28 protein-coding genes are annotated in these 23,271 nt (G+C 67.7%); 18 read left to right on the forward strand and 10 right to left on the reverse strand.

Translation table 11 applies throughout. The features are described 5' to 3' along the window. Positions 1–5 precede the first annotated feature (5 nt). On the reverse strand, positions 6–1,526 hold the full coding sequence (locus SBI80_RS01870; RefSeq protein WP_318972737.1) for a CoA-acylating methylmalonate-semialdehyde dehydrogenase: 1,521 nt from the start codon (positions 1,524–1,526) through the stop codon (positions 6–8). Between the two features lie 228 nt (positions 1,527–1,754). Between SBI80_RS01870 and SBI80_RS01875 the strand changes: the two genes are divergently transcribed. The 5 genes from SBI80_RS01875 (at position 1,755) to SBI80_RS01895 (ending at position 4,849) form a co-directional block, all read left to right on the forward strand. After that, a complete protein-coding gene (locus SBI80_RS01875) occupies positions 1,755–2,294 on the forward strand; it encodes an RNA polymerase sigma factor (protein ID WP_413232610.1) in 540 nt (179 codons plus the stop codon). Further along, positions 2,291–3,004: a QcrA and Rieske domain-containing protein gene (locus tag SBI80_RS01880; RefSeq protein ID WP_318972738.1), complete on the forward strand. Its 714-nt coding sequence runs from the start codon at positions 2,291–2,293 to the stop codon at positions 3,002–3,004. The genes SBI80_RS01875 and SBI80_RS01880 overlap by 4 nt, the downstream gene beginning before the upstream one ends. 221 nt (positions 3,005–3,225) lie before the next feature. Further along, complete coding sequence (locus SBI80_RS01885) at positions 3,226–3,561, forward strand: cupredoxin domain-containing protein (RefSeq protein WP_318973639.1); 336 nt, start codon at positions 3,226–3,228, stop codon at positions 3,559–3,561. Further along, positions 3,558–4,487, forward strand: a complete 930-nt coding sequence (locus SBI80_RS01890) for a metallophosphoesterase family protein (protein ID WP_318972739.1) — start codon at positions 3,558–3,560, stop codon at positions 4,485–4,487. The genes SBI80_RS01885 and SBI80_RS01890 overlap by 4 nt, the downstream gene beginning before the upstream one ends. Next, a complete protein-coding gene (locus tag SBI80_RS01895; RefSeq protein ID WP_318972740.1) occupies positions 4,484–4,849 on the forward strand; it encodes a hypothetical protein in 366 nt (121 codons plus the stop codon). The genes SBI80_RS01890 and SBI80_RS01895 overlap by 4 nt, the downstream gene beginning before the upstream one ends. On the opposite strand, the gene rfbC is transcribed toward SBI80_RS01895, so the two are convergent. From rfbC to SBI80_RS01930, 7 genes are all read right to left on the reverse strand, one after another. Further along, on the reverse strand, positions 4,824–5,444 hold the full coding sequence (rfbC, locus tag SBI80_RS01900) for a dTDP-4-dehydrorhamnose 3,5-epimerase (protein WP_318972741.1): 621 nt from the start codon (positions 5,442–5,444) through the stop codon (positions 4,824–4,826). The genes SBI80_RS01895 and rfbC overlap by 26 nt on opposite strands. Continuing rightward, positions 5,441–6,436: a dTDP-glucose 4,6-dehydratase gene (gene rfbB / locus SBI80_RS01905; RefSeq protein ID WP_318972742.1), complete on the reverse strand. Its 996-nt coding sequence runs from the start codon at positions 6,434–6,436 to the stop codon at positions 5,441–5,443. The genes rfbC and rfbB overlap by 4 nt, the downstream gene beginning before the upstream one ends. A gap of 27 nt (positions 6,437–6,463) precedes the next feature. Beyond that, a complete protein-coding gene (locus SBI80_RS01910; protein WP_318972743.1) occupies positions 6,464–7,321 on the reverse strand; it encodes an LLM class F420-dependent oxidoreductase in 858 nt (285 codons plus the stop codon). 29 nt (positions 7,322–7,350) lie between these two features. Next, the gene (locus tag SBI80_RS01915; RefSeq protein WP_318972744.1) at positions 7,351–8,208 is read right to left on the reverse strand and encodes an LLM class F420-dependent oxidoreductase; all 858 of its coding nucleotides are present in this window, start codon (positions 8,206–8,208) and stop codon (positions 7,351–7,353) included. Between the two features lie 69 nt (positions 8,209–8,277). After that, positions 8,278–9,747, reverse strand: coding sequence for an ATP-binding protein (locus SBI80_RS01920; RefSeq protein WP_318972745.1), 1,470 nt, complete (start codon positions 9,745–9,747; stop codon positions 8,278–8,280). Between the two features lie 24 nt (positions 9,748–9,771). Further along, the gene (locus SBI80_RS01925) at positions 9,772–11,469 is read right to left on the reverse strand and encodes an FAD-dependent oxidoreductase (RefSeq protein WP_318972746.1); all 1,698 of its coding nucleotides are present in this window, start codon (positions 11,467–11,469) and stop codon (positions 9,772–9,774) included. A gap of 150 nt (positions 11,470–11,619) precedes the next feature. Then, on the reverse strand, positions 11,620–11,760 hold the full coding sequence (locus SBI80_RS01930; protein ID WP_413232611.1) for a hypothetical protein: 141 nt from the start codon (positions 11,758–11,760) through the stop codon (positions 11,620–11,622). Positions 11,761–11,815: 55 nt separating this feature from the next. Here SBI80_RS01930 and acsA point away from each other — a divergent pair, with 55 nt between their 5' ends. The 13 genes from acsA (at position 11,816) to truA (ending at position 21,938) form a co-directional block, all read left to right on the forward strand. Beyond that, positions 11,816–13,660, forward strand: coding sequence for an acetate--CoA ligase (gene acsA, locus SBI80_RS01935; RefSeq protein ID WP_413232612.1), 1,845 nt, complete (start codon positions 11,816–11,818; stop codon positions 13,658–13,660). Next, a complete protein-coding gene (pdhA, locus tag SBI80_RS01940; protein WP_318972748.1) occupies positions 13,660–14,637 on the forward strand; it encodes a pyruvate dehydrogenase (acetyl-transferring) E1 component subunit alpha in 978 nt (325 codons plus the stop codon). Before acsA ends, pdhA begins: the two co-directional genes overlap by 1 nt. Beyond that, a complete protein-coding gene (locus SBI80_RS01945) occupies positions 14,634–15,614 on the forward strand; it encodes an alpha-ketoacid dehydrogenase subunit beta (protein WP_318972749.1) in 981 nt (326 codons plus the stop codon). The genes pdhA and SBI80_RS01945 overlap by 4 nt, the downstream gene beginning before the upstream one ends. Further along, positions 15,611–16,849, forward strand: coding sequence for a dihydrolipoamide acetyltransferase family protein (locus SBI80_RS01950; RefSeq protein ID WP_318972750.1), 1,239 nt, complete (start codon positions 15,611–15,613; stop codon positions 16,847–16,849). Before SBI80_RS01945 ends, SBI80_RS01950 begins: the two co-directional genes overlap by 4 nt. 7 nt (positions 16,850–16,856) lie before the next feature. Continuing rightward, entirely contained in the window at positions 16,857–17,108 is a 252-nt protein-coding gene (locus SBI80_RS01955; RefSeq protein WP_318972751.1) for an acyl carrier protein, read from the forward strand. A 200-nt stretch (positions 17,109–17,308) separates the two neighbouring features. Beyond that, complete coding sequence (gene infA, locus SBI80_RS01960) at positions 17,309–17,530, forward strand: translation initiation factor IF-1 (RefSeq protein ID WP_003418601.1); 222 nt, start codon at positions 17,309–17,311, stop codon at positions 17,528–17,530. A gap of 34 nt (positions 17,531–17,564) precedes the next feature. Beyond that, on the forward strand, positions 17,565–17,678 hold the full coding sequence (gene rpmJ / locus SBI80_RS01965) for a 50S ribosomal protein L36 (RefSeq protein WP_079925868.1): 114 nt from the start codon (positions 17,565–17,567) through the stop codon (positions 17,676–17,678). Between the two features lie 150 nt (positions 17,679–17,828). Continuing rightward, entirely contained in the window at positions 17,829–18,209 is a 381-nt protein-coding gene (rpsM, locus tag SBI80_RS01970; RefSeq protein WP_318972752.1) for a 30S ribosomal protein S13, read from the forward strand. 6 nt (positions 18,210–18,215) lie between these two features. Continuing rightward, positions 18,216–18,632 (forward strand): 30S ribosomal protein S11, encoded by a 417-nt coding sequence (gene rpsK / locus SBI80_RS01975; RefSeq protein ID WP_318972753.1) that lies wholly within the window; start codon positions 18,216–18,218, stop codon positions 18,630–18,632. 15 nt (positions 18,633–18,647) lie between these two features. Further along, a complete protein-coding gene (rpsD, locus tag SBI80_RS01980; protein ID WP_318972754.1) occupies positions 18,648–19,253 on the forward strand; it encodes a 30S ribosomal protein S4 in 606 nt (201 codons plus the stop codon). Positions 19,254–19,328: 75 nt separating this feature from the next. Next, complete coding sequence (locus SBI80_RS01985; RefSeq protein WP_163733824.1) at positions 19,329–20,381, forward strand: DNA-directed RNA polymerase subunit alpha; 1,053 nt, start codon at positions 19,329–19,331, stop codon at positions 20,379–20,381. A 73-nt stretch (positions 20,382–20,454) separates the two neighbouring features. Further along, positions 20,455–21,045, forward strand: a complete 591-nt coding sequence (rplQ, locus tag SBI80_RS01990) for a 50S ribosomal protein L17 (protein ID WP_318972755.1) — start codon at positions 20,455–20,457, stop codon at positions 21,043–21,045. A gap of 17 nt (positions 21,046–21,062) precedes the next feature. Next, positions 21,063–21,938 carry a tRNA pseudouridine(38-40) synthase TruA gene (truA, locus tag SBI80_RS01995; protein WP_318972756.1) on the forward strand — a complete coding sequence of 292 codons (876 nt, stop codon included), beginning with the start codon at positions 21,063–21,065 and terminating at the stop codon, positions 21,936–21,938. On the opposite strand, the gene SBI80_RS02000 is transcribed toward truA, so the two are convergent. Then, complete coding sequence (locus SBI80_RS02000; RefSeq protein ID WP_413232613.1) at positions 21,935–22,618, reverse strand: cutinase family protein; 684 nt, start codon at positions 22,616–22,618, stop codon at positions 21,935–21,937. The genes truA and SBI80_RS02000 overlap by 4 nt on opposite strands. A 22-nt stretch (positions 22,619–22,640) precedes the next feature. After that, positions 22,641–23,270 carry a cutinase family protein gene (locus SBI80_RS02005; protein WP_318972757.1) on the reverse strand — a complete coding sequence of 210 codons (630 nt, stop codon included), beginning with the start codon at positions 23,268–23,270 and terminating at the stop codon, positions 22,641–22,643. Position 23,271: the final 1 nt, after the last annotated feature.

Below are 23,271 nucleotides of genomic sequence, written 5' to 3' on the forward strand. Positions count from 1 at the left end.
CCGCGCTACTTCATGGTGGGGATGGAGAACTCGGCGCCATCCTTGATGCCGGACGGCCAGCGCTGGGTGACCGTCTTGACCTTGGTGTAGAAGATGATCGAGGCCGGGCCGTGCTGGTTGAGATCGCCGAAGCCGGACCGCTTCCAGCCGCCAAAGGTGTGGTAGGCCACCGGAACCGGGATCGGCACGTTGACACCCACCATGCCGACCTGGACGCGCGAGACGAAGTCGCGAGCGGTGTCGCCGTCGCGGGTGAAGATCGCCACGCCGTTGCCGTATTCGTGCTCCGACGGCAGGGCCAGCGCCTCCTCGTAGGTGTCGGCCCTGACGATGCACAGCACCGGCCCGAAGATCTCGTCGGTGTAGATCGACATGTCGGTGGTGACGTGATCGAACAGGGTGGGGCCGATGAAGAAGCCGCCCTCGAGGCTGGCGTCGCCGAACGTCAGATCGTCGGCGCCGCGCTCGCGGCCGTCGACGACGATCTCGGCACCGGCCTCGACACCCTGGGTGATGTAGTCCTTGACCCGGGCCAGGGCGGCCGAGGTGACCAGCGGCCCGTAGTCGGCCTTGGGATCGAGGCTGTGGCCGACGCGCAGTTGGTTGACGCGCTCGACGAGCCTGGCGCGCAACCGATTTGCCGTTTCCTCGCCAACCGGCACCGCGACGCTGACGGCCATGCACCGTTCGCCTGCGCTGCCGTAGCCGGCTCCGATGAGAGCGTCGACCGCCTGGTCGAGATCGGCGTCCGGCATCACGATCATGTGGTTCTTGGCGCCACCGAAGCACTGCGCGCGCTTGCCATTGGTCGCGGCCGTCGCGTAGATGTACTGCGCGATGTCGGAGCTGCCGACGAAGCCGATCGCCTGGATGTCGGGGTGGTTCAGGATGGCGTCGACGGCCTCCTTGTCACCGTGCACCACCTGGAAGACGCCCTTGGGCAGCCCGGCCTCCTCGAACAGCTCGGCAAGCCGGACCGGGACGGACGGATCGCGCTCGCTGGGCTTGAGGATGAATGCGTTGCCGCACGCCAGCGCCGGGCCTGCCTTCCACAGCGGGATCATGGCGGGAAAGTTGAACGGGGTGATGCCCGCGACGACGCCGAGCGGCTGCCGCAGCGAGTAGACGTCGATGCCGCCGCCGGCCCCCTCGGTGTACTCGCCCTTGAGCAGATGTGGGATGCCGATCGCGAACTCGATCACTTCGACGCCGCGCTGAATGTCGCCGAGGGCGTCGGCGACGGTCTTGCCATGCTCGAGTGAGAGCACTTCGGCGAGCTCGTTGGCGTTGGCGTTGACCAGTGCGACGAACTTCATCATGACCCGGGCGCGCCGCTGCGGGTTCCACGCCGCCCATTCCCTCTGTGCCTCGACGGCGACCGCGACGGCGGCGTCGACGTCGGCGGCAGACCCCAGCGGCACCTGCGCCCGAACCTCGCCGGTGCTGGGGTTGAGCACGTCGGCGAAACGCTCGGAGGTGCCCGCTGTCGGCTGGCCGTTGATGTAGTGCGAGATCCGTGCGGTCATGGGAGATGTCCTTCGGCGAGTATCAGAATTACTAGGACATCCTAGTAACGACGCTCACGCGTTGGCAAGGGCGGGTCCGACGGATCGCGGCGCTGTGAACGTGCTGGCAGTCGATGCCGTTGCGCCGACCCCTCGCAGCGCCGGGTGCCAGGCTCGAGCTCGAGTCGGGTTGTAACCCGTGCCCCTATCCCTTGTCGTACGGCCAACTCGGACGAAGACAGGCGACACGTGACGGCACGACGCGATCCCGCGCACCGAGGCCCGCTTCGGCTGGTGCCCGACGGTCGTTATCCGAACTGGGAGGCGGTCTACGAGGACAATGCCACCTGGGTGTACCGGACCATCTACGCCAGGGTCGGAAATCGGGCCGACGCCGAGGACCTCACTGCCGAGGTGTTCCTGGCCGCGCTGCGGCCGCTGCGCCTGTCCGCCACGGTCGCCGAGGTCCGCGCCTATCTGCGCAACACGTCGCGGACGGTGCTCGCGGCCCACTGGCGGCAGACCATGGGACGCGAGATCACCGAGATCGACGACGTCGCCGCGCCTCCGGAGAGCGAGGAGGCGATCAGCACGGCGCCCGCGCGCGTGGCGGCGGTTCTGGACACGCTGCCCGACAACTACCGCCGCATCCTGGAGCTGCGTTTCCTGCACGGCCGGTCGATCAAGGAGTCCGCTGCGGAGATGGGTGTCAGCGTGGGCAACGCCAAGGTGCTGCAGCACCGCGCCCTCAGGCTGGCAGCCCAGGTGAACGAGAGGAGCGGGCCGTGAACGCGCGAGGATCCGGGAGATCCGTGCACGACTACGTCGACGACCTGCTGCGCGGCCGCCGGCCAAGGGGCTTCCGCCCCGACGACTTCGAGGCTGCGCAGATGCGCACCGCGATCGACCTGAACGCCACCCGCGAGGGCGCCGACGAACCCCGGCCGGCCTTCCTCGACGAGCTGCACCAACGGCTCGCCGCACAGATGAACGACGAGCCGCCCTCGACTCCTGCGCCGAAGTGGTCGTCCGCCAACCGCCGACAGGTCATCATCGGCACGTCGGCGGCGGCCACCGCCGCGGTGGCCGCGGTGTCGGTGGACCGACTGCTCGGCGCGGGGGGCGCCGCACCGGCCGACGAGGCGCAGGAACTGCTGCCCACCGAGGGTTCGTGGCAGCGGGTGGCGGCCAGCGCCGAGGTGCCCGAAGGCGTCATGCATCCCTTCGACCTCGGTTCGGTGGTCGGCTTCGTCCACCGGGTGGGTGGTCGGGCCGAGGGCCTCTCGGGCATCTGCACCCATCAGGGCTGCAAGCTGTGGTTCGACGCGCCCGAGGACCGGCTGCGTTGCCCGTGCCATTCGACGTCGTTCGCCGTCGACGGACGCGTGCTCACCCACCAATTGCCGATCGCGCCGAAACCTCTTCCCACGCTCCAGGTTCGGGAGATCGACGGGACCATCGAGGTGTTCGCGCCAACCAGTGGAACCCAGCAGGCCTGAGCCTGTAACCCGCCTCCCTATCCCTTGACGAGGGACCCGCGCCCGCGGGCTCGTCGATCGATCAGGAGGTACCCGCCGTGTCACGACGAACTCAGCGCATCCTGGTGGCGCTGGCCAGCGCCACCGTGGCGGCACTGCTGCTGGCCGCCTGCGTTGCGGCCAATGACCAAGCAGTGCAACCCGTTCCCACCTTCAGCACCGACGTCTCCGGCACGCCGGGAATGGCCGCGGCGGGCGGCACGACGGTGATGAGCGCGATGCCGATGACGCCCGTGCCGCTCAGCGGGCTCCCCGTCGCCCCAGCCGGGCCAAACGCGGTGAGCATCAACGGTTTCGCCTTCGTGCCAAGCACTCTCACCGTCAAATCGGGAACCACGGTCACGTGGACCAACGGGGACGAGGATCCGCACACCGTGGTCGCCGGGGACGGGTCGTTCCGATCCCAGGTGCTCGGCTCGGGCGGTACCTACTCCTTCACCTTTCCGGCTCCAGGCTCGTTCGACTACGTATGTTCGATCCATCCGTTCATGCACGGCACCGTGGTGGTGACGCCATGACCGAGGGCCGCGGTCCCGAGGGAATTACTCGGCGCCAAATGATCAGGCACAGTGCCTGGTTCGGGGCGGCCGTGGGGCTGGCCGTCGTCGGCGGTGAGGTGATCTCGCACGTCGCCGGTGCGTCGACCACCGACGTGGCCAGGCCGACGCTGCGCTTCGCCCAGGTCAGCGACAGTCACATCGGCTTCAGCGGCACGGCGAACCCGGACGTGACGGCCTCGTTCGCCCGCGCGGTCGATCAGATCAACGGGCTGGGGTACACGCCGGACTTCGTCATTCACACCGGTGACCTGACCCACCTGGCCACCCCCGGCCAGTTCGACCAGGTGAAGCAGATGTTGACCGGTCTGCACACGCCGCACGTCTTCACCGTGCCGGGTGAACACGACTCGGTGGACGACGCGGGCCAGAAATATCGCGCGGCCTTCGGCGCGGGCACCCGAGGTGACGGCTGGTATAGCTTCGACGTGGCGGGCGTGCACGTCATCGCCCTGGTCAACACGCTGAACATGACCAAGCTCGGCCACCTCGGCACCGAACAGCTCGAGTTCATCGAGAAGGACGTCGCACCGTTGTCGAGCGACACCCCGATCATCGTGTTCAGCCACATTCCGCTGTTCGCGATGTTTCCCGCCTGGGGCTGGGCCACCGACGACTCCGTTCAGGCGCTGTCGTACCTGCGCCGGTTCGCCTCGGTGACGTGTCTGAACGGCCATGTGCACCAGCTGTTCTCGAAGACCGAGGGCAACGTCACGTTCTTCAGCGGTACCACCACCGCGTACCCGCTACCGCATCCCGGTGAGGGGCCGGCGCCCAAGCCGCTGACGCTGCCCGCGGGCCGGCTCCACGACGCCCTCGGAATCCGAGAGGTCTCCTACGCCAAGGGACAGCGGGCGCTGGCGCTCAAGGACAGGACACTGTCGTGATCACCCGGGTCCTCATCGCCGCCGGCCTCGTGGTGGGCGGTGGCAGTCACGCCATCCTCTACGTGCACGGCTACGACCAGATTCCCACCGTCGGAACGGCGTTCCTCGTGCAGGCGAGCGTCTCGTTCGCGGTGGCGGCCCTCATCGTGCTTGGCGGCCCCGACTGGCTGGTCTGGGCGGCCGGTGTGCTCGCCGCCGGGACGCTCGGCGCATTCGTCCTGTCCCGGACCATCGGCGTCGGCGGCTTCGTGGAGAGGGGTTGGCAACCGGCACCCCATGCCGCGGTCAGCGTGGCCGCCGAGCTGCTCACCGTCTCACTCTGCGGGGCTTGGTATCTCAGCCGGCGCCGGGCGACTGCTTGAGGCCTGCGACGAATGCGTTGGCGTCCTCCCACGTCGGCAGCAGGCCGGCGGCCCTAACCTCGTCGAGCGTCGCCGCGGCGGCGTCCCGCTCGGACAGGTTGGGCGCGGCGCCGTCGACCAGTGGCCACTCGACGCCGATGGCAGGGTCCGTGGCGCGGATGGTGTGCTCGCGCTCGGGGGCATAACCCGCCGAACACAGGTAGGCGACCGTCGAATCGTCCTGCAGCGCCAGGAAGCCGTGGGCGAGACCCTCGGACAGATAGATCGTCCGGTGGTCGCGATCGTCGAGCAGGACCGAATCCCAGTGGCCAAACGTCGGTGATCCCACCCGCACGTCGACCACGACGTCGAACACCGCGCCGCGCAGACAGGTCACGTACTTGGCCTGGCTCGGCGGAAGCTGAGCGAAGTGCAGCCCCCGCAGTACGCCGGCTGCCGACACCGAGACGTTGGCCTGTCGAAGGTCGAAGCGGTGGCCGGTCATCGCTTCGAACTCGCGGTCGGTGAACCACTCGAAGAACCGTCCCCGCGGGTCGGGGCGCACCGTCGGGGTGATCTCCCAGGCGCCGGGTACCGCGAGTTCGCGAAAGCTCACTGGTTGCGCTCCTCGTACTTGGCTTCGGAGGCTTCCTTCATTGGGCGCCACCAGGACTCGTTGTCGCGGTACCAGTCGATGGTGGCGGAGAGGCCCGACTCGAAGTCGTCGTGCCTCGGCGTCCAGCCCAGTTCGTCGCGCAGCGCCGACGGGTCGATCGCGTAGCGCAGATCGTGGCCCGCCCGGTCGGTGACGTGGTCGAAGTCGTCCTCGTCGCGGCCCATCAGCCGCAGCAGGGTGCGCATCACCGTCAGGTTGTCGCGCTCACCGTCGGCCCCGATCAGATACGTGCGACCCAGTTCCCCGTCGGCCAGGATGCGCCACACCGCGTCGTTGTGATCGCTCACGTGGATCCAGTCGCGCACGTTGGCGCCGGCGCCGTAGAGCTTGGGACGCCGGCCGGTCAGCACGTTGGTGATCTGGCGGGGAATGAACTTCTCCACGTGCTGATACGGGCCGTAGTTGTTGGAGCAGTTCGAGATCGTCGCGCGCACACCGTAGGAGCGCACCCACGACCGCACCATCATGTCCGAGGCGGCCTTGGTAGACGAGTACGGACTCGACGGGTTGTAGGGCGTCGACTCGGTGAACCGAACCGATTCGCCGAGCGGCAGATCGCCGTAGACCTCGTCGGTCGATACGTGGTGCAACCGCACCCCGTGCCGGCGCACGGCCTCCAGCAGCGTGAAGGTGCCGACGACGTTGGTGCGCACGAACGCCTCGGGGTCGGCCAGCGAGTTGTCGACGTGGGTCTCGGCCGCGAAGTGCGCCACCGCATCGGATTCGGCGACCAGCTCGTCGACCAGTGCGGCGTCGCTGACGTCGCCATGCACCAGGCGCACCTCGTCGGCGACGGGCGCCAAAGACTCCCGCCGGCCGGCGTAGGTGAGCGCGTCGAGGACCGTCACCTGGACCTCTGGGTGCTCGCGCACCGCACCGTGAACGAAATTGGCGCCGATGAAGCCGGCTCCCCCCGTGACCAGCAAACGCATGGTCGATGACCCTAGTGCGTCGGCGGGTTACCCGTCGACCGAAAGTCCCAGCGGACCGGCCAATTCGGTCAGCGTGGGGATCAACGCGTCCTCGCCGCCGAGCACCTGAATGCAGACGTGGTCGGCGCCGGCGTCGAGGTGTTCGCGCAGCCGCGCCGCGATGTCGTCGGGCGTGCCGTGTGCCACCACTGCGTCGACGAGCTTGTCACTGCCCGGCTTCTGCACGTCGGAGTCAGTGAAACCCAACCGCTTGAAGTTGTTCACGTAGTTGCTGAGATCGAGGTAGAACTCGACGGTCTGGCGACCGATCGCGCGGGCCTGCTCGGCGTCTCTGGCCAGCACCACCTTGTGCTCGGGTGCCAGGAACACCGTGTTGCCGATCAGCTCGTGCGCCTGCGCCGTGTGCTCCGGGGTGGTCAGGTACGGATGTGCGCCGGCACTGCGCTTGGCCGAGAGCTCGAGCACCTTGGGACCCAGTGCCGCGATGACCCGGCGGCTGGTGGGCACGTTGGCTGCGTCGAGCGCGTCGAGATATTCGACCAGGACGTCGTAGGGCTTGCGGTACTCCTCGGTGTGCTCGGGGTGACCGATGCCGACGCCGAGCAGGAACCGGCCGGGATGGGCCTTCTCGATGCGGTGATAGGACGCGGCGACCTCCGCGGCGGGCGCGGTCCACACGTTGACGATCCCGGTCGCCAGTTGGATGTGGTCGGTCGCCTCGAGGATGGGTTCGGCGAAGGCCAGGTCGCCGGCGGGGGAGCCGCCCACCCAGAGGGCGCCGTATCCCAGCTTCTCGATCTCGACGGCCTGCTCGGGTGTCACCGCCCCCAACGTCCAGACGCCGAAGCGCCCCAGGTTGGGCTTGAGTTCGGATACGTCAGTCACGGATCGGATGTCCCTTCGGTGGAGGTCGCTCACTGCAGGCCCAGCGGCCCCGCCAGTTCGGCGAGTGCGGGCACCAGCTTGTCACTACCCGCTAGCACCTGAACGGGAACGTGATCTGCGCCGGCGGCCAGGTGCTCCTGCAACCGCGCGGCGATGGCGTCGACCGTGCCGTATGCCACGACGGCGTCGACCAGGGCGTCACTGCCGGGCTTGGCGACGTCGGCGTCGGTGAAGCCGAGGCGCTTCCAGTTGTTGGTGTAGTTGGCCAGGTTGAGATAGATCTCGAGCGCCTTGCGGCCGACGGCGCGGGCCTGTTCGGCATCGGTGGTCAGCACCACCTTGTGTTCGGGGGCCAGGAATGCGTCGGGCCCGATGAGCTCACGCGCTCCGGCGGTGTGCTCCGGGGTGGTCAGATACGGGTGCGCTCCGGCGCTGCGCCGGGCCGACAGCTTGAGCACCTGCGGACCGAGGGCCGCCACGACACGGCGCTCCTTCGGGACACCGTGCTCGTCGAGGGCCGTCAGGTACTCGGTCAGCGCGTCGTAGGGCTTCTTGTACTCCTGCTGCGCCTCGGGGTGACCGACGCCGATGCCCAGCAGGAAGCGGCCGGGGTAGGCCTTCTCGATGCGGTGGAACGACTCCGCGACGGGACCCGGCGCCGCGGTCCAGATGTTGACGATGCCCGTGGCCAGCTGCAGTGTCTCGGTGGCGGCGAGGATGGGCTCGACCCAGTCGAGTTCGGCCGGCGGGGAGCCACCCGCCCAGATGGCCCCGTAACCGAGCGCCTCGATCTCGCGAAGCTGATCGGCGGGGAGCTGCCGCCATTGGTCGTAGTGGCCGAATACGCCGAAGGTGCCGAGGTTGGGCTTGCCGGTGGTCTGCGTCATAGTCGGGTCAACCCGACCCGTCGCGGTCGCTATTCCGCGACGATCCGGTTGATCCGAACCATTGCCCGGCTAGCCCTGCGCGTCGGCGGGGGCTTCCTCCGGTTTGGGCGCAACCAGCGGCAGCACGATGATGAAGCGGGTGTCACCCGGCGTCGACTCGACCCGGATGTTGCCGTGGTGCTTCTGCGCGATGATGCGCCACGCCAGGTCCAGACCGAGCCCGGTGCCCTCGCCGAAGGCCTTGGTGGTGAAGAACGGCGTGAAGATGCGGTCGACGATGTCCTGCGGGATGCCGGGGCCGTCGTCGCCGATGACCACCTTGATGGCATCCTCGCCGACGGCGCTGGTCGAGATGCTCAACGTGCCCTCCCCGCCCATCGCCTGGATCGCGTTGTCGATGACGTTGGTCCAGACCTGGTTGAGATCGCCTGGGTAGCACTGGATCTCGGGTAGGGACATGTCCCAGTCCTTGACCAGCTTGACCGGCTTGTCCTTGCCGATCTTCTCGCCGAACATCATCAGCGTGCTGCGCAACAGGTCGTGCACGTTGGCGCTCTGGTACGGCGCGCGGTCCATCTGGGAGTACTGCTTGGCCCCGGCCAGCAGGGCCGAGATCCGGCTGCTGGCCTCGGCGATCTGATTCATCATCAGCTCGGTGTCGATCGTGTACCGCAGCCAGCCGATCGCGCCCTGCAGCGACGCCGTGGCGTCGACCGCGTCGACCGAGGCCGAGATCCGCTCTAGCCAGTCGGTGTCCAGACCCGCCTCCACGAACGTGGGCGCGTAGTCCCACGCGCCAACGATGCCGTGGTCCTCGAGCCAGTCGCCGATGGCGTCCTCGCGGTCGGAGGCCTCCAGCGCACTGAGCTCGAGCGCCTTGGACTTGGCCACCTGTTCGGCGACCTCCTCCTGGATCGTGACCAACACGCGCAGGCCCTCGGGACTGAACTTGCCGTCGGCCAGCATGGCGAGCTTGTGTCGCATGCCGCCTACCTTCTCCCGCAGGTCCGACACGGCGCGTGCCGCCGCCGCGGCCGGGTTGTTCAGCTGGTGGGTCAGGCCCGCCGAGAGCTGACCGAGCGCGAGCAGCTTCTCGCGCTGGTCGATGATCTGGCGCTGCCGCAGACCGCCGACCTTGAGCCCCTCGAGCAGATGTACCGCCATCGGCAGCTCGGTCTTGACGAAGTTGCCGAACGCCTCGGCGTCCAGCACGAAGAACTTCGAGGGCTTGGTGACGCGCACCGACGACTCGTAGACCTGGGGCACCCCGTCGACGTAGGCGCTCCACGCGCCGCAGTACACGCCCCGCTGCGAGGTGCGGTTGGTGTCGATGTCCGCCCCGCCCGAGCGCTTCGACATCACCAGCTCACCCTCGATGAGCACGTAGAAGCAGGTCGCTGCCTCGCCCTCGATGCAGATCGGCCCCGGCTCGAAGCGGGCCAGGTGCCCATGTGCGCACAGCGACTCGAGCTGGCGGTCGGTCAACTTCTCGAACAGGAACAGCGTTCGTAGCTCGTCGGGTAGACACGTCTCACCCATGGGAGTCCCTTCCTCGGCCGTTGGTCAGGCCTCTGCTAGGTAGCGGTGCACCAGCATCACGGCCATCGAACCTTCGCCAACGGCAGCCGCCACCCGCTTCGCGGATTCGGAGCGCACGTCTCCTGCAACGAACACACCGGGCACACTTGTTTCCAAATGATGCGGTGGGCGTTCCCTATTCCAGCCCACCACGTCCTTGAGGTCCGGGCCGGCGAGGACGAACCCGCGGTCGTCGAGGGCGAGGACGCCGTCGAGCCAATCGGTCCGCGGCTTGGCACCGATGAAGCAGCACATCCGGCCACACGCCACGGTCGTCTTCTCACCGGACTGCTTGTCCAGCAGCACCAGACCCGACAGGTGATCGTCCTCACCGATCGTGTCGACCACCTCGGTGCAGGTCCGGACGTGGATCTTGTCGTTGTTCTCGATCTGCTCGATCAGATAGTGCGACATCGACGCCTCGAGCGAGGGCCCCCGCACCAACAGGGTCACGGAGTTGGCGGTCTTCGACATGAACATCGCGGCCTGCCCCGCGGAGTTGGCACCGCCGACGATGTACACGTCCTCACCGCGGCACTCCTCGGCGTCGGACACGGACGCGCCGTAGTAGACACCGCGACCGACGTAGTTGCACCCGTCGGGGTCCGCGGGATCGTTCCAGCACCCGACGACCTTCAACTCCTGGTATTCGACGCCGGTCGCGAGGATCACCGAGCGGGCGCCGATGGTGCTGCCATCCTCGAACTCGATGACCGGCGCGACGTCCCCGACGTGCAGCTTGACGACGTCGCGCGTGGTGATCACCTCGGCACCGAACCGCTCGGCCTGCCTGCGCGCCGAGTTGGTGAGCTCGGCTCCCGAGACACCGATGGGGAAGCCGAGGTAGTTCTCGATGCGGGAGCTGCGGCCGGCCTGGCCGCCGGTGGTGGTGCGCTCGATGAGGACGGTCTCCAGACCCTCCGAGGCCCCGTAGACCGCGGACGCCAGACCCGCGGGGCCGCCGCCGATGACGGCGAGGTCGTACATCTGCAACGACGGTTCGGTCGACAGGCCGAGCAGTTCGGCCAGCTGGCCGTCGGTGGGCTCGACGATCGCCTCGCCCTTCTCGGAGATCACCACCGGCAATTGCTGGCCGTCGAGCCCCGCCGCCTCCAGCAGCTGCCTGCCCTTGGGCTCGTCGGCCATCAACGCCCGGAAGGGGAACTGGTTGCGCGCCAAGAACTGCCGCACCTCCCAGGAGCGCTGGTTCCAACGGTGGCCGACCACCTTCGTATACGGCATGGCGCGGTCGCCGACGGCCCGCCACTCCTCGAGGAGCCCGTCGATGACGGGGTAGAGCTTCTCCTCGGGTGGATCCCACGGCTTGAGCAGGTAGTGGTCGAGATCGACGACGTTGATGGCGTCGATCGCGGCGTGGGTGTCCGCGTAGGCGGTCAGCAACACTCGCCGGGCCAGTGGAAACAGGTCCATGGCCTTTTCGAGGAATTCGATGCCGCTCATCTGCGGCATCCGGTAGTCGGCGAGCAGCACGGCGACGGTCTCGCCGCGCAGCTTCAGTTCCTTGAGGGCAGCCAGCGCGTCGTGCCCGCTCTCCGCGCGCACGACGCGATACCGCTCGCCGTAGTGGCGGCGCAGATCGCGGGCGACGGCGCGCGACACTGCGGGATCGTCGTCCACGGTCAGGATCACGGGTTTACGTGGCTCGGGCGCAGTTCCAGTCATCGATGTCTAGTATGCGCCGACCGTCCAGTCGATATCCGGTCTGCCGGTAGCCATGGTCGGATGCCGCGCGGCGCGCGGTGCGGTCACCGACTCGGCAGCACTCATTGTTCACCGGCGATTCAGGTCGAGGACCACCAGATCGCGTCTGCATCAAGAGGGTCGGGCCACTGCGATACCGGGGTGGCCGGCCAACCAGCCGATGACGTCGATCGGCCGAGACGCGAGCAAGTCGGTGTCGAACACGTTGGCGTGGTCGAGTTCGTCCTCGTTCGGCAGCAGTTGGAAGCGCATCCTTCGGCCGTGTGGTGACTTTCGTCTCTAGCGCCACCCCGGCGCCAGGAAAACGATGAGGCGACCGCCAGCCCCGAAAGGACTGACCGTGGCATCCACAGCACGCGCCGACGGAGTCGCGAATCCGGTCATCCGCAAGACCGCCGAGGACTGGCGTGTCACCCCGAACCTCACCGACTACGACGGGACGCGGGCCAGGTTCGACTGGGCGAAGGTTCCGAACGTCTGCGCCGGCATGGGAGCCCAGGGGTGCAACATCGCCTACGCGGCGGTCGACAGGCATGCCGACGGCGCCGCGGCCGCGCGCACCGCGCTGCGTTTCGTGCCCGCGTCCGGACCGGATGGCGGGCTGACACACCGGGACGTGAGCTACGCCGAGTTGGGCCGGCTCGCGAAGCGGTTCACCAACGTGCTCCGGACTGCGGGCATCGGGAAGGGGGACCGGGTGTTCACCCTGTTGGGCCGTCGCCCGGAGTTGTACGTCACCATCCTCGGGGCCCTGCGCAACGGGACGGTGGTCTCGCCGCTGTTCTCCGCGTTCGGGCCCGAACCGATCGCGACCCGGCTCGACATCGGCGCGGCGGACGTCCTGGTCACCACTAGGGCGCTCTACGACCGGAAGGTCGCCAAGATCCGGGACCGGCTGACCTCGCTGCGGCAGGTGTTCATCGTCGATGACGAAACCGGCGACCCCGAACCCGCAACGCAGAGGTTCTGGGCACTGATGGACGCGGCTCGTGACGACGCCCCGATCGAACCCACCACGGCCGACGATCCGGCGCTGCTGCACTTCACCAGCGGTACCACCGGTACCCCGAAGGGGGCGCTGCACGTGCACGGGGCAGTGACCATGCACTACGTCACCGGACTGTACGCCCTGGATCTGCATGACGACGACATCTATTGGTGCACAGCCGATCCCGGATGGGTCACCGGAATGTCCTATGGGGTCATCTCGCCGCTTCTACACGGGGTGACGTCGATCGTCGACGAAGCGGAGTTCGACGCCGAACGCTGGTACCAGATCTTGCAAGACGAGCGCGTCACCGTGTGGTACACCGCGCCGACGGCCATTCGCATGCTCATCAAGGCGGGACCCGAGGTCGCCGAGAAGTTCCACTTCCCGAGCCTGCGATTCATCGCCAGCGTGGGTGAGCCGCTCAATGCCGAGGCGGTGTGGTGGGGAAAACGCGTGCTGGGCTTGCCGATTCACGACAACTGGTGGCAGACCGAGACCGGCGGCATCATGGTCGCCAACACACCGGCCTTCGACATCAAGCCGGGCTCGATGGGTCGGCCGCTGCCGGGCGTCGACGCGGCCGTGGTGCGGCGGGGAGACGACGGCACGGTGTCGGTGATCGAGGAACCCGACGTCGAAGGAGAGCTGGCGCTCAAACCCGGTTGGCCGTCGATGTTCCGGGAGTATCTGCACCAGGAGGAGCGCTATCGCAACAGCTTCGCCGGGGGTTTCTACCTGAGCGGCGATCTGGTTCAACGCGACGCCGACGGCTACTTCTGGTTCGTCGGCCGCGCCGACGACGTCATCAAGTCAGCCGGGCACCTGATCGGTCCGTTCGAAGTCGAGAACGCACTCACCGATCACCCCGCGGTGGCGGAGGCGGCGGTCATCGGCATGCCCGATCCCACCGTCGGCGAGGTCGTCAAGGCCTTCGTCACGCTCAAGGACGGCTTCACGCCGAGCGAGGAACTGCGGCTGGCGCTGCTCGGTCATGCCCGGAAACGGTTGGGCGCTGCGGTGGCTCCCAAGGAGATCGAGTTCGCCGATTCGTTGCCGCACACCCGCAGCGGAAAGATCATGCGGCGCTTGTTGAAGGCCCGCGAACTGGGTCTGCCCGAAGGCGACACGTCCACGATCGAGACCAGGGAGGTGACGCTGTGATGGACCGTGACCTCGCGTCCGCGCTGTTGTCGGACATGGTGCGGGTGCGCCTGATGGAGGAGAAGTGCGCCGAGCTCTACGGGGCGGGCAAGATCCGCGGATTCCTGCATCTCTACGTCGGTGAGGAGGGGGTCGCCGCCGGGTCGCTGCGGGTGCTCGAAGCCAAGGACGCGGTCGTTGCCACCTATCGTGATCACGCGCATGCCCTGCTGCGGGGCGTCCCGATGACCAAGATCATGGCCGAGATGTTTGGCAAGCAGGAGGGTTGTTCGCGCGGGCGCGGCGGTTCGATGCACCTGTTCGACGCGCGCACCCGTTTCTACGGCGGGAACGCGATCGTCGGCGGCGGCCTCCCGCTGGCGGTGGGCTTGGCGCTGGCCGACCGGTATCTGGACGATCCCCGGGTGACCGCCTGCTACTTCGGCGAGGGCGCCGTGGCCGAGGGCGCCTTTCACGAGTCGATGAACCTTGCCGAGCTCTGGCAGCTACCGGTCTTGTTCTGTTGTGAGAACAACTATTACGCGATGGGGACGGCGATCGCGGTCGAGCAGTCGCAGACCGACATGACCGCGAAGGCGGCGTCGTACCGGATACCGTCGCTGGCCGTCGACGGCATGGACGTACTCGCCTGCCATACCGCCGCCGAGGAGGGCGCTTACCACGTCCGCAACGGCGGTGGCCCGTTCTTCCTCGAGTTCCGCACGTACCGCTTCCGGCCACATTCGATGTTCGATCCGGAGTTGTATCGCGAACGGGCCGAGGTTGACCGTTGGCGCGAACGGGACCCGATCCGCACCTTCACCGAGCGGTGCACGGCCGCAGGCGCGCTCACCGATGACGACGTCGCCGCGATCCGCCGCGCCGCCGACGAGGAACTCGCCGACGCGGTCGCCTATGCCGAGGCCGGTACCTGGGAGCCCGTGGAGGATCTCACCCGCGATTTGATGACGCCCGAGGCGGCGGGGGCGGTCCGATGAGCAAGACGGCGTACCGCACCGCGGTGCACGACTCGATTCGCGACGCCATGCTCGCCGACCCGCGGGTGGTGCTGATGGGTGAGGACGTAGGCGCCTACGGCGGCACGTACGCGGTGTCCAAGGGCCTCTTGGACGAGTTCGGGCCGCAGCGGGTGCGTGACACCCCGCTGTCCGAATTGGGCTTCGTGGGGATAGGAATCGGCGCCGCGCTCGGCGGATTGCGTCCCATCGTCGAGGTGATGACGGTCAATTTCAGCCTGCTGGCGCTGGATCAGATCGTCAACACCGCAGCGGCGCTGAGGCACATGTCCGGTGGGCAGTTCTCGGTGCCACTCGTGGTGCGCATGGCGACCGGGGCGGGGCGGCAGTTGGCTGCTCAGCACTCGCACAGCCTCGAGGGTTGGTACGCGCACATCCCCGGCATCAAGGTGCTTGCGCCCGCCACGGTGGAGGACGCCTACGGGATGCTCGCCACCGCGATGATCGACCCGGACCCGGTGATCGTCTTCGAACACGTCCAGCTCTACAACACCACCGCCGACGTCGAATCACCTAGAGCACAGGATATTTCGCGCGCGGCAATCCGGCGCGGCGGAGCCGACGTCACGGTGATCACCTACGGTGGCAGCCTGGTGAAGGCCCTCGACGCGGCCGAGGAGCTGGCGCTGGCAGGCATCGACTGCGAGGTCGTCGACCTGCGGACGCTACGTCCACTGGACACCGAGACCTTCGTTGCGTCGGTCCGCAAGACCCACCGTGCGGTCGTGGTCGACGAGGGTTGGCGCACGGGCAGCCTGGCGGCCGAGATCAGCGCCCAGATCGTCGAGAACGCGTTCTTCGACCTCGACGCCCCCGTCGCCAGGGTGTGTAGCGCCGAGGTGCCGATACCGTATGCCAAGCACCTGGAGGTGGCGGCGCTGCCGCAGCAGGACAAGATCGTCGCGGCCGTGAAGGCCTTGTTCGGGGAGCGCCCGTGATCGACTTCACGATGCCGGCGCTCGGTTCGGACATGGACGAGGGAACGCTCGACGAGTGGCTCGTCAAACCTGGTGATCCCGTGACGCGAGGCCAGGTCGTCGCCGTGGTCGAAACCACGAAGGCCGCGGTGGAAGTGGAGTGCTGGCACGACGGCACGATTCGTGACCTGCTCGTGCCGGTCGGTCGAACCGTGCACGTGGGAACGCCGTTGGCGAGGCTGCTCGCGCCCGGTGAGGCAGATGACGGTTCTGCCGTCGTCGAGCCGGCCGACCGGGTGGAGGAGCCACCGATGCCGGCGGAGCTGCCCGAGCGGGAGCCCGCCCCGGCGGCGGTTGCCCCGTCGCAGACCCACCGCCGCCAGTGGATTTCGCCGGCGGCCCGGCGCCTGGCGGCGTCACTGGGAGTCGACGTCGACGCCATCACCGGCACCGGGCCCCAGGGGGCGGTGATCACCAGCGACGTAGAACACGCTGCGGCGTCGCCGGCCAACTCGATCGTCGACGAGCCGAAGACTCGTGCGCCGAAGCTCGAGAAGCCGAAGAGTGCGCACACGGCCGCGGACCGGGCGGCCGAGATGCGCAGGTCGATCGCGGCTGCGATGAGTCGGTCCAAGCGGGAAATCCCGCACTACTACCTGGCTGACGAGATCATGGTCGAGTCGGCCATCACGTGGCTGGCCGATCGCAACGCGCAGCGATCGATCACCGAGCGGGTGTTGTTCGCTGCGCTGCAGCTGAAGGCAGTCGCCCTCGCCGCGCAACGCTTCAGCGAATTCAACGGGTTCTGGCGCGATGACGAATTCCGACCGGCCGACGGTGTGCACGTCGGTGTCGCGATCTCGTTGCGCGGCGGTGGCCTCGTCGCGCCGGCGATACACCGGGTGCCGGAGAAGACCCTTACCCAGTTGATGGGTGATCTGACCGATCTCGTGGCGCGAGCCCGGGCGGGTTCGCTGCGCAGCTCGGAGATGTCGGATCCGTCCATTACGGTCACCAACCTGGGCGATCAGGGCGTCGACGCAGTCTTCGGCGTCATCTACCCGCCGCAGGTGGCGCTGGTGGGGTTCGGCAAGCCCGCTCCGCGGGTGCGTGCCGTCGACGGGGGCATCAGGATCGCCACCACCATGCAGGCGACCCTGGCAGCCGATCACCGGGCCAGTGACGGACACCGTGGCGCGCTGTTCCTGGCTGCCGTCGCCGAACTGCTCCAACAGCCGGAACTCCTGGAGAGGTGACAGTGCCATGAAGACCCAACAAGGCATCCGCGACGAGGTCATGTCGGTGTTGACGGCGATCGCGCCCGAGGTGGAGCCCGACGAGCTGCGAGACGATGCCTTGCTGCGTGACCAGGTGGATCTGGACTCGATGGACTGGCTGAGGTTCCTGGTCGGCATCCACGAGCGGCTGGAGGTCGACATCCCGGAAGCCGACTACCGTAAGCTGTGCACGCTGGCCGACGTGGTCCGATACGTGCAGGAGCATGCCGCGTCCTGACGGCGAGGTGGATGCCGGCCGCGGGCGCCGGACGAGCGGTTTCGGCGATTTTGGGCAGCGCCGATGAGCGGGTAGTATCGATCAACGGTGCGGCATCCGCGCCGGCTCTTGCGTGCCCTGTCCTGGAATTCAACCAATCCGGCCCACGTTTGGTAGTCGGAGGCGGTGCTTGCGGCGCCAGATAGGGAATAACGGAGGACATGGCTAAAAAAGACGGTGCCATCGAAGTCGAGGGCCGCGTGGTCGAGCCCCTGCCCAATGCGATGTTTCGCATCGAGCTGGAGAACGGTCACAAGGTGCTCGCGCACATCAGCGGCAAGATGCGGCAGCACTACATCCGTATCCTGCCCGAGGACCGGGTCGTGGTGGAACTCTCGCCGTACGACCTGTCCCGGGGCCGCATCGTTTACCGCTACAAGTAACTGGACCGAGAACAGACAGAAGGATCGAATCGCCGTGAAGGTGAACCCGAGCGTCAAGCCCATCTGCGACAAGTGCAGGGTGATCCGTCGGCACCGGCGGGTCATGGTGATCTGCTCCGACCCGCGCCACAAGCAGCGTCAGGGCTAGTTCGCCACAGCAGTACCAGCACAACTGAATGATGAAATCCCAGTACCACTGCGCGAATACGTCGCGTAGCCACGTCCGGCACGGAGGCCGGACCCCGACCGGGGAACGGACTGGGACGAGACCTCCGCAACGAAAAGGAATCACTGCCTGATGGCACGTCTACTGGGCGTCGATCTCCCGCGCGACAAGCGCATGGAGATCGCGCTGACCTACATCTACGGCATCGGCCGTACCCGCTCCCAGCAAATCCTGTCGGCCACCGGCATCGATTACGATCTGCGCACCAAGGACCTGACCGATGATCAGGTCTCGCAGCTGCGCGACTACATCGAGAGCAACTCCGACATCAAGGTCGAGGGCGACCTGCGCCGCGAGGTGCAGGCCGACATCCGACGCAAGATCGAGATCGGCTGCTACCAGGGCCTGCGGCACCGCCGCGGATTGCCGGTGCGCGGCCAGCGGACCAAGACCAATGCGCGTACCCGCAAGGGGCCCAAGCGCACCATCGCCGGCAAGAAGAAGGCCAGGTAATCCCGGATGGCACAGGCTAAGAAGGGCGGCACCGCCGCCAAGAAGGGTCAGAAGACCCGTCGTAGGGAAAAGAAGAACGTCCCGCACGGCGCTGCTCACATCAAGAGCACGTTCAACAACACGATCGTCTCGATCACCGATCAGCAGGGCAACGTCATCGCCTGGGCGTCCTCGGGTCACGTCGGCTTCAAGGGTTCGCGCAAGTCGACCCCGTTCGCCGCGCAGCTGGCTGCCGAGAACGCCGCCCGCAAGGCGCAGGAGCACGGCGTCAAGAAGGTCGACGTCTTCGTGAAGGGCCCGGGTTCGGGCCGCGAGACGGCGATCCGTTCCCTGCAGGCCGCCGGCCTCGAGGTCGGCGCGATTTCCGACGTCACCCCGCAGCCGCACAATGGTTGCCGTCCGCCCAAGCGGCGCCGGGTCTAGAGGAGATAGAGAGACATGGCTCGTTACACCGGACCCGTCACCCGCAAGTCGCGCCGCCTCGGCGTCGACCTGGTCGGCGGAGATCAGTCCTTCGAGAAGCGCCCCTACCCGCCCGGCCAGCACGGCCGTGCGCGGATCAAGGAGAGCGAATACCGCACGCAGCTGCAGGAGAAGCAGAAGGCTCGCTTCACCTACGGCGTCATGGAGAAGCAGTTCCGTCGTTACTACGAAGAGGCCAACCGCCACGCTGGTAAGACCGGCGAGAACCTGCTGCAGATCCTGGAGAGCCGGCTCGACAACGTCATCTACCGCGCCGGGCTCGCCCGTACCCGCCGGATGGCTCGTCAGCTGGTCAGCCACGGTCACTTCACCGTCAACGGCGTGAAGGTCGACATCCCCAGCTACCGCGTTTCGCAGTACGACATCATCGACATTCGCGAGAAGTCGCTGAACACGCTGCCCTTCGAGCTCGCTCGTCAGACCGCGGGCGATCGCCCGATCCCGGGCTGGCTGCAGGTCGTCGGCGAACGTCAGCGCATTCTCGTCCACCAGCTGCCCGAGCGCGCCCAGATCCAGGTGCCGCTCACCGAGCAGCTGATCGTCGAGTTCTACTCGAAGTAATGCGTGCGGCGGCCAGCCGGCCGCTGCCACCAAGCGGCATCAAATAGCGGATGTCGAGAAGGAGATAGAAGAAGAATGCTGATCTCTCAGCGCCCCACCCTGTCCGAAGAGAGCCTCGCCGAGAACCGGTCCAAGTTCGTCATCGAGCCCTTGGAGCCCGGATTCGGTTACACCCTGGGCAACTCGCTTCGGCGCACGCTGCTGTCGTCCATTCCGGGCGCAGCGGTGACCAGCATCCGCATCGACGGCGTGCTGCACGAGTTCACCACCGTTCCCGGGGTGAAGGAAGACGTCACCGACATCATCCTGAACCTCAAGAGCCTGGTCGTGTCCTCCGAGGAGGACGAGCCGGTCACCATGTACCTGCGCAAGCAGGGCCCGGGTGCCGTCACCGCCGGTGACATCGTTCCGCCCGCGGGCGTCACGGTGCAGAACCCCGACATGCACATCGCCACCCTGAACGACAAGGGCAAGCTCGAGGTCGAGCTCGTGGTGGAGCGTGGCCGTGGCTACGTCCCCGCCGTGCAGAACAAGGCCTCCGGCGCCGAGATCGGCCGCATTCCGGTCGACTCCATCTACAGCCCCGTGCTGAAGGTGACCTACAAGGTGGAGGCCACCCGTGTCGAGCAGCGCACCGACTTCGACAAGCTGATCCTCGACGTCGAGACCAAGAATTCGATCACCCCGCGTGACGCCCTGGCCTCGGCAGGCAAGACGCTGGTCGAATTGTTCGGTCTGGCACGGGAACTCAACGTCGAAGCCGAGGGCATCGAGATCGGCCCGTCGCCGGCCGAGGCGGATCACATTGCCTCGTTCGCGCTGCCGATCGACGACCTGGAGCTCACCGTCCGGTCCTACAACTGCCTCAAGCGCGAGGGCGTGCACACCGTCGGCGAGCTCGTCTCGCGCACCGAGTCGGACCTGCTGGACATCCGTAACTTCGGTCAGAAGTCCATCGACGAGGTCAAGATCAAGCTGCACCAGCTGGGTCTCTCGCTGAAGGACAGCCCGGCCACGTTCGACCCGTCGGAGGTCGCCGGCTACGACGTGGCCACCGGCACCTGGAACAGCGACGCCAGCTACGACCTGGACGCCGACCAGGACTACGCCGAAACCGAACAGCTCTAACCCACACATCTCGAAAGAGAACCGTCCCGGTCCTACCTGATACGGGGGCCGGCCCCATTTAGGAGAAGTCGCAATGCCCAAGCCCACCAAGGGACCTCGCCTCGGCGGGTCGTCCAGCCACCAGAAGGCGCTCCTGGCCAACCTGGCCACGTCGCTGTTCGAGCACGGCCGGATCAAGACGACCGAGCCCAAGGCGCGGGCGCTGCGGCCCTACGCGGAGAAGCTCATCACCCATGCCAAGAAGGGCACGCTGCACAACCGGCGTGAGGTGATGAAGAAGATCCGCGACAAGGACGTCGTGCACACGCTGTTCGCCGAGATCGGCCCGCACTTCGCCGATCGCAACGGTGGCTACACCCGCATCATCAAGGTGGAGGCGCGCAAGGGCGACAACGCCCCGATGGCCGTCATCGAGCTGGTTCGGGAGAAGACCGTGACCTCGGAGGCCGATCGCGCGCGTCGTGTCGGTGCGTCGAAGGCGGCTCCCGTGGCCGCCGCGGCGGCCCCGCAGGCTGCCGTCGAGCCGGAGGCCGCAGTTGGCCCGGATGCCGATGAGGCCGTCGAGGACGTCAAGGTCGAGGACGCCGGCATCGCCGACGCGCAGGACGCCGAGGCCGCCGACGAGGCCGCGACCGAGGACGAGGCGGACGAAGCCAAGTCCTAGTGGACGATCCATCGACCATGCCCGTCACCGACACCGGTGGCGGGCATGTTCGTCTTCGGCTAGACGTCGCCTACGACGGCACCGACTTCGCGGGCTGGGCCACCCAGGCCGGACAGCGGACGGTTGCCGGCACCATCGACGACGCCCTGTCCACGGTGTTCCGCGTCCCCGTGGTGACAAGGGCGGCGGGGCGGACCGATACCGGGGTGCACGCCACCGGCCAGGTTGCCCACGTCGACATACCCGCCGAGGCGATCCCGCAGGCCTACCCTCGCACCCCCCGCGAGGGACCGGAGTTCCAGCCGCTGGTGCGGCGTCTGGGCCGGCTGCTGCCCGAGGACGTCCGGGTGCTCGACGTCGCCAGGGCGCCAGGGGGTTTCGACGCCCGCTTCTCGGCGTTGCGCAGGCACTACGAATACCGGTTGTCGACGGCGCCGTTCGGCGTGGTGCCGCGGGAGTCTCGGTTCGTCACTCCGTGGCCTCGCCCGCTGGACGTGGCTGCGATGCAGGCGGGAGCACGGGAGTTGTCCGGTCTCAACGACTTCGCGGCGTTCTGTCGTCCGCGGGTGGGGGCGACGACGATCCGCGACCTGCAGCGCCTCGACGTGATGCGCAACGGCGACGAGATCACCGCCTACGTCACCGCCGACGCGTTCTGCTGGTCGATGGTCCGGTCACTGGTCGGTGCGTTGCTCGCCGTGGGGGAGGGCCGTCGCGAGCCGTCGTGGTGCGCGGGATTGTTGGCCGCGACGCGGCGCTCCAGTGACTTCGCCACCGCCCCGGCTCGGGGCCTGACCCTCGTCGGCGTGGACTACCCGCCGGACGACGAACTGGCGGCGCGGATCGTGGTGACGCGCGATGTACGGTCGCCCGACGAGGTGCGCCGCGACTAGACCCGGCCCGCCACGAAGTCGACGGCCTGGCTGACCATGCCCGCCTTGATGTAGGCGGGGGCCAGGTGATCGGGCCAGTAGGCCTGCCAGTTGTCCGGCTCGGTCGGGTTGCAGATGGGGTCGTCTCCGTGGCACAGCTCGATGGTCCGCTCGTTGTAGACCGGGTTGAAGTTGGTGATCGGGCCAACCCACTGGCTGCCGTTTCCGAACAGCGCCACTGCCGCGATGTGCTGTTCGGCGTCCGGCGGGAGGGGATTGTCGAAGCCGAAGAACGCGAACGGCACGGCGAGGGCTACGTCGGTGACCGCAGCGCCCAGGGAATATCCGCCGAGCACGATGCGGGTATCGGGGCAGCTCGCCATGGTGCTCTGCACGCGCGCGCTCATGTCGTTGGCGCCGACGTCGATCTGGTTGTCGGCCGGGTAGCGCACGGCGTAGAGGTTGACGTTCTTGCCCGTCTTCTGCCGTAGCCCGCTGACGAACGCGTTGCCGATCTGACCGGCGCCCGGCGGCTCCAGGCGCCCGCGCGCGAAGATCACCTCGATCGCGGGGCACGCGGCGGAAGCGGTCGGCAGCCGCAACGGCGCGACGGCGGCCGGGGCCACCAGCAGCACACCGGCGATGAGCGTGGCGACGACCGCGGCGGTGACGATCCTGCGAAGACGCTGGGTGGTGGTCACCGAACGGATGCTAGTCGAACGCTCAGATCTTGGTCATCGCGAATTCGATGGCGGCGTTGACGCCACCCCCCGCGATGTAGGCGAGCTGTAGGTGCGACAGGGCAAGGGGGCCGCCGGAACAGATCGGATCGCCGGGGTTGCACATGTCGATCGTCTTGCCGGCGAAGGCCGGACCCGGCGCGACGGGGACGTCGAGCAGGCGGCTGGCGTTGCCGAACAGCACGACGGCGGCGACGTGGTCGGCCACCCCCGGCGGCAGCGGATCGTTGAGGACGCGGTTGGTCACACCCGCGCCGAGGGAGTAGCCACCGACGATGATCTTGGTGTTCGGGCACCGGTCGGACAGTGAATCCAGTTGGCTGGTCAGGTCGTCGACGCCGGGGCCGATGTCCTGGTGCGCCTGATAGTTGACCGCCGACGCCGCGATGTCCCGGCCGGTTCGCTCACGCAGGCCCGAGACGAACGCGTCCCCCACCTGTCCAAGGCCGGGAGGCTCGTCGGTACCGCGAGCGAAGAGCACCTCGACGTCCGGGCACGGTGCGGCGGCGGCAACGGGAACGCCTGCGGCGCAAGCCATCACGGCCGTGACGCCGGTGGCCGCGAGGGCGGCCGACGTCAGCCGGCGGACCGTGCGAGTTCTAGTGGTGGTCACG

The sequence above is a fragment of the Mycolicibacterium sichuanense genome (assembly GCF_033741125.1).
Taxonomy (GTDB): domain Bacteria; phylum Actinomycetota; class Actinomycetes; order Mycobacteriales; family Mycobacteriaceae; genus Mycobacterium.

Bases quoted from the DNA above. Each gene is read 5' to 3' on its own strand.
- SBI80_RS01870 (WP_318972737.1), bottom strand. From the start codon at position 1,526: ATGACCGCACGGATCTCGCACTACATCAACGGCCAGCCGACAGCGGGC.
- SBI80_RS01885 (WP_318973639.1), top strand. From the start codon at position 3,226: ATGGCCGCGGCGGGCGGCACGACGGTGATGAGCGCGATGCCGATGACG.
- SBI80_RS01890 (WP_318972739.1), top strand. From the start codon at position 3,558: ATGACCGAGGGCCGCGGTCCCGAGGGAATTACTCGGCGCCAAATGATC.
- rfbB (WP_318972742.1), bottom strand. From the start codon at position 6,436: ATGCGTTTGCTGGTCACGGGGGGAGCCGGCTTCATCGGCGCCAATTTC.
- SBI80_RS01915 (WP_318972744.1), bottom strand. From the start codon at position 8,208: ATGACGCAGACCACCGGCAAGCCCAACCTCGGCACCTTCGGCGTATTC.
- SBI80_RS01920 (WP_318972745.1), bottom strand. From the start codon at position 9,747: ATGGGTGAGACGTGTCTACCCGACGAGCTACGAACGCTGTTCCTGTTC.
- SBI80_RS01925 (WP_318972746.1), bottom strand. From the start codon at position 11,469: ATGACTGGAACTGCGCCCGAGCCACGTAAACCCGTGATCCTGACCGTG.
- SBI80_RS01930 (WP_413232611.1), bottom strand. From the start codon at position 11,760: ATGCGCTTCCAACTGCTGCCGAACGAGGACGAACTCGACCACGCCAAC.
- acsA (WP_413232612.1), top strand. From the start codon at position 11,816: ATGAGGCGACCGCCAGCCCCGAAAGGACTGACCGTGGCATCCACAGCA.
- pdhA (WP_318972748.1), top strand. From the start codon at position 13,660: ATGGACCGTGACCTCGCGTCCGCGCTGTTGTCGGACATGGTGCGGGTG.
- SBI80_RS01945 (WP_318972749.1), top strand. From the start codon at position 14,634: ATGAGCAAGACGGCGTACCGCACCGCGGTGCACGACTCGATTCGCGAC.
- SBI80_RS01955 (WP_318972751.1), top strand. From the start codon at position 16,857: ATGAAGACCCAACAAGGCATCCGCGACGAGGTCATGTCGGTGTTGACG.
- infA (WP_003418601.1), top strand. From the start codon at position 17,309: ATGGCTAAAAAAGACGGTGCCATCGAAGTCGAGGGCCGCGTGGTCGAG.
- rpsM (WP_318972752.1), top strand. From the start codon at position 17,829: ATGGCACGTCTACTGGGCGTCGATCTCCCGCGCGACAAGCGCATGGAG.
- rpsK (WP_318972753.1), top strand. From the start codon at position 18,216: ATGGCACAGGCTAAGAAGGGCGGCACCGCCGCCAAGAAGGGTCAGAAG.
- rpsD (WP_318972754.1), top strand. From the start codon at position 18,648: ATGGCTCGTTACACCGGACCCGTCACCCGCAAGTCGCGCCGCCTCGGC.
- SBI80_RS01985 (WP_163733824.1), top strand. From the start codon at position 19,329: ATGCTGATCTCTCAGCGCCCCACCCTGTCCGAAGAGAGCCTCGCCGAG.
- rplQ (WP_318972755.1), top strand. From the start codon at position 20,455: ATGCCCAAGCCCACCAAGGGACCTCGCCTCGGCGGGTCGTCCAGCCAC.
- truA (WP_318972756.1), top strand. From the start codon at position 21,063: ATGCCCGTCACCGACACCGGTGGCGGGCATGTTCGTCTTCGGCTAGAC.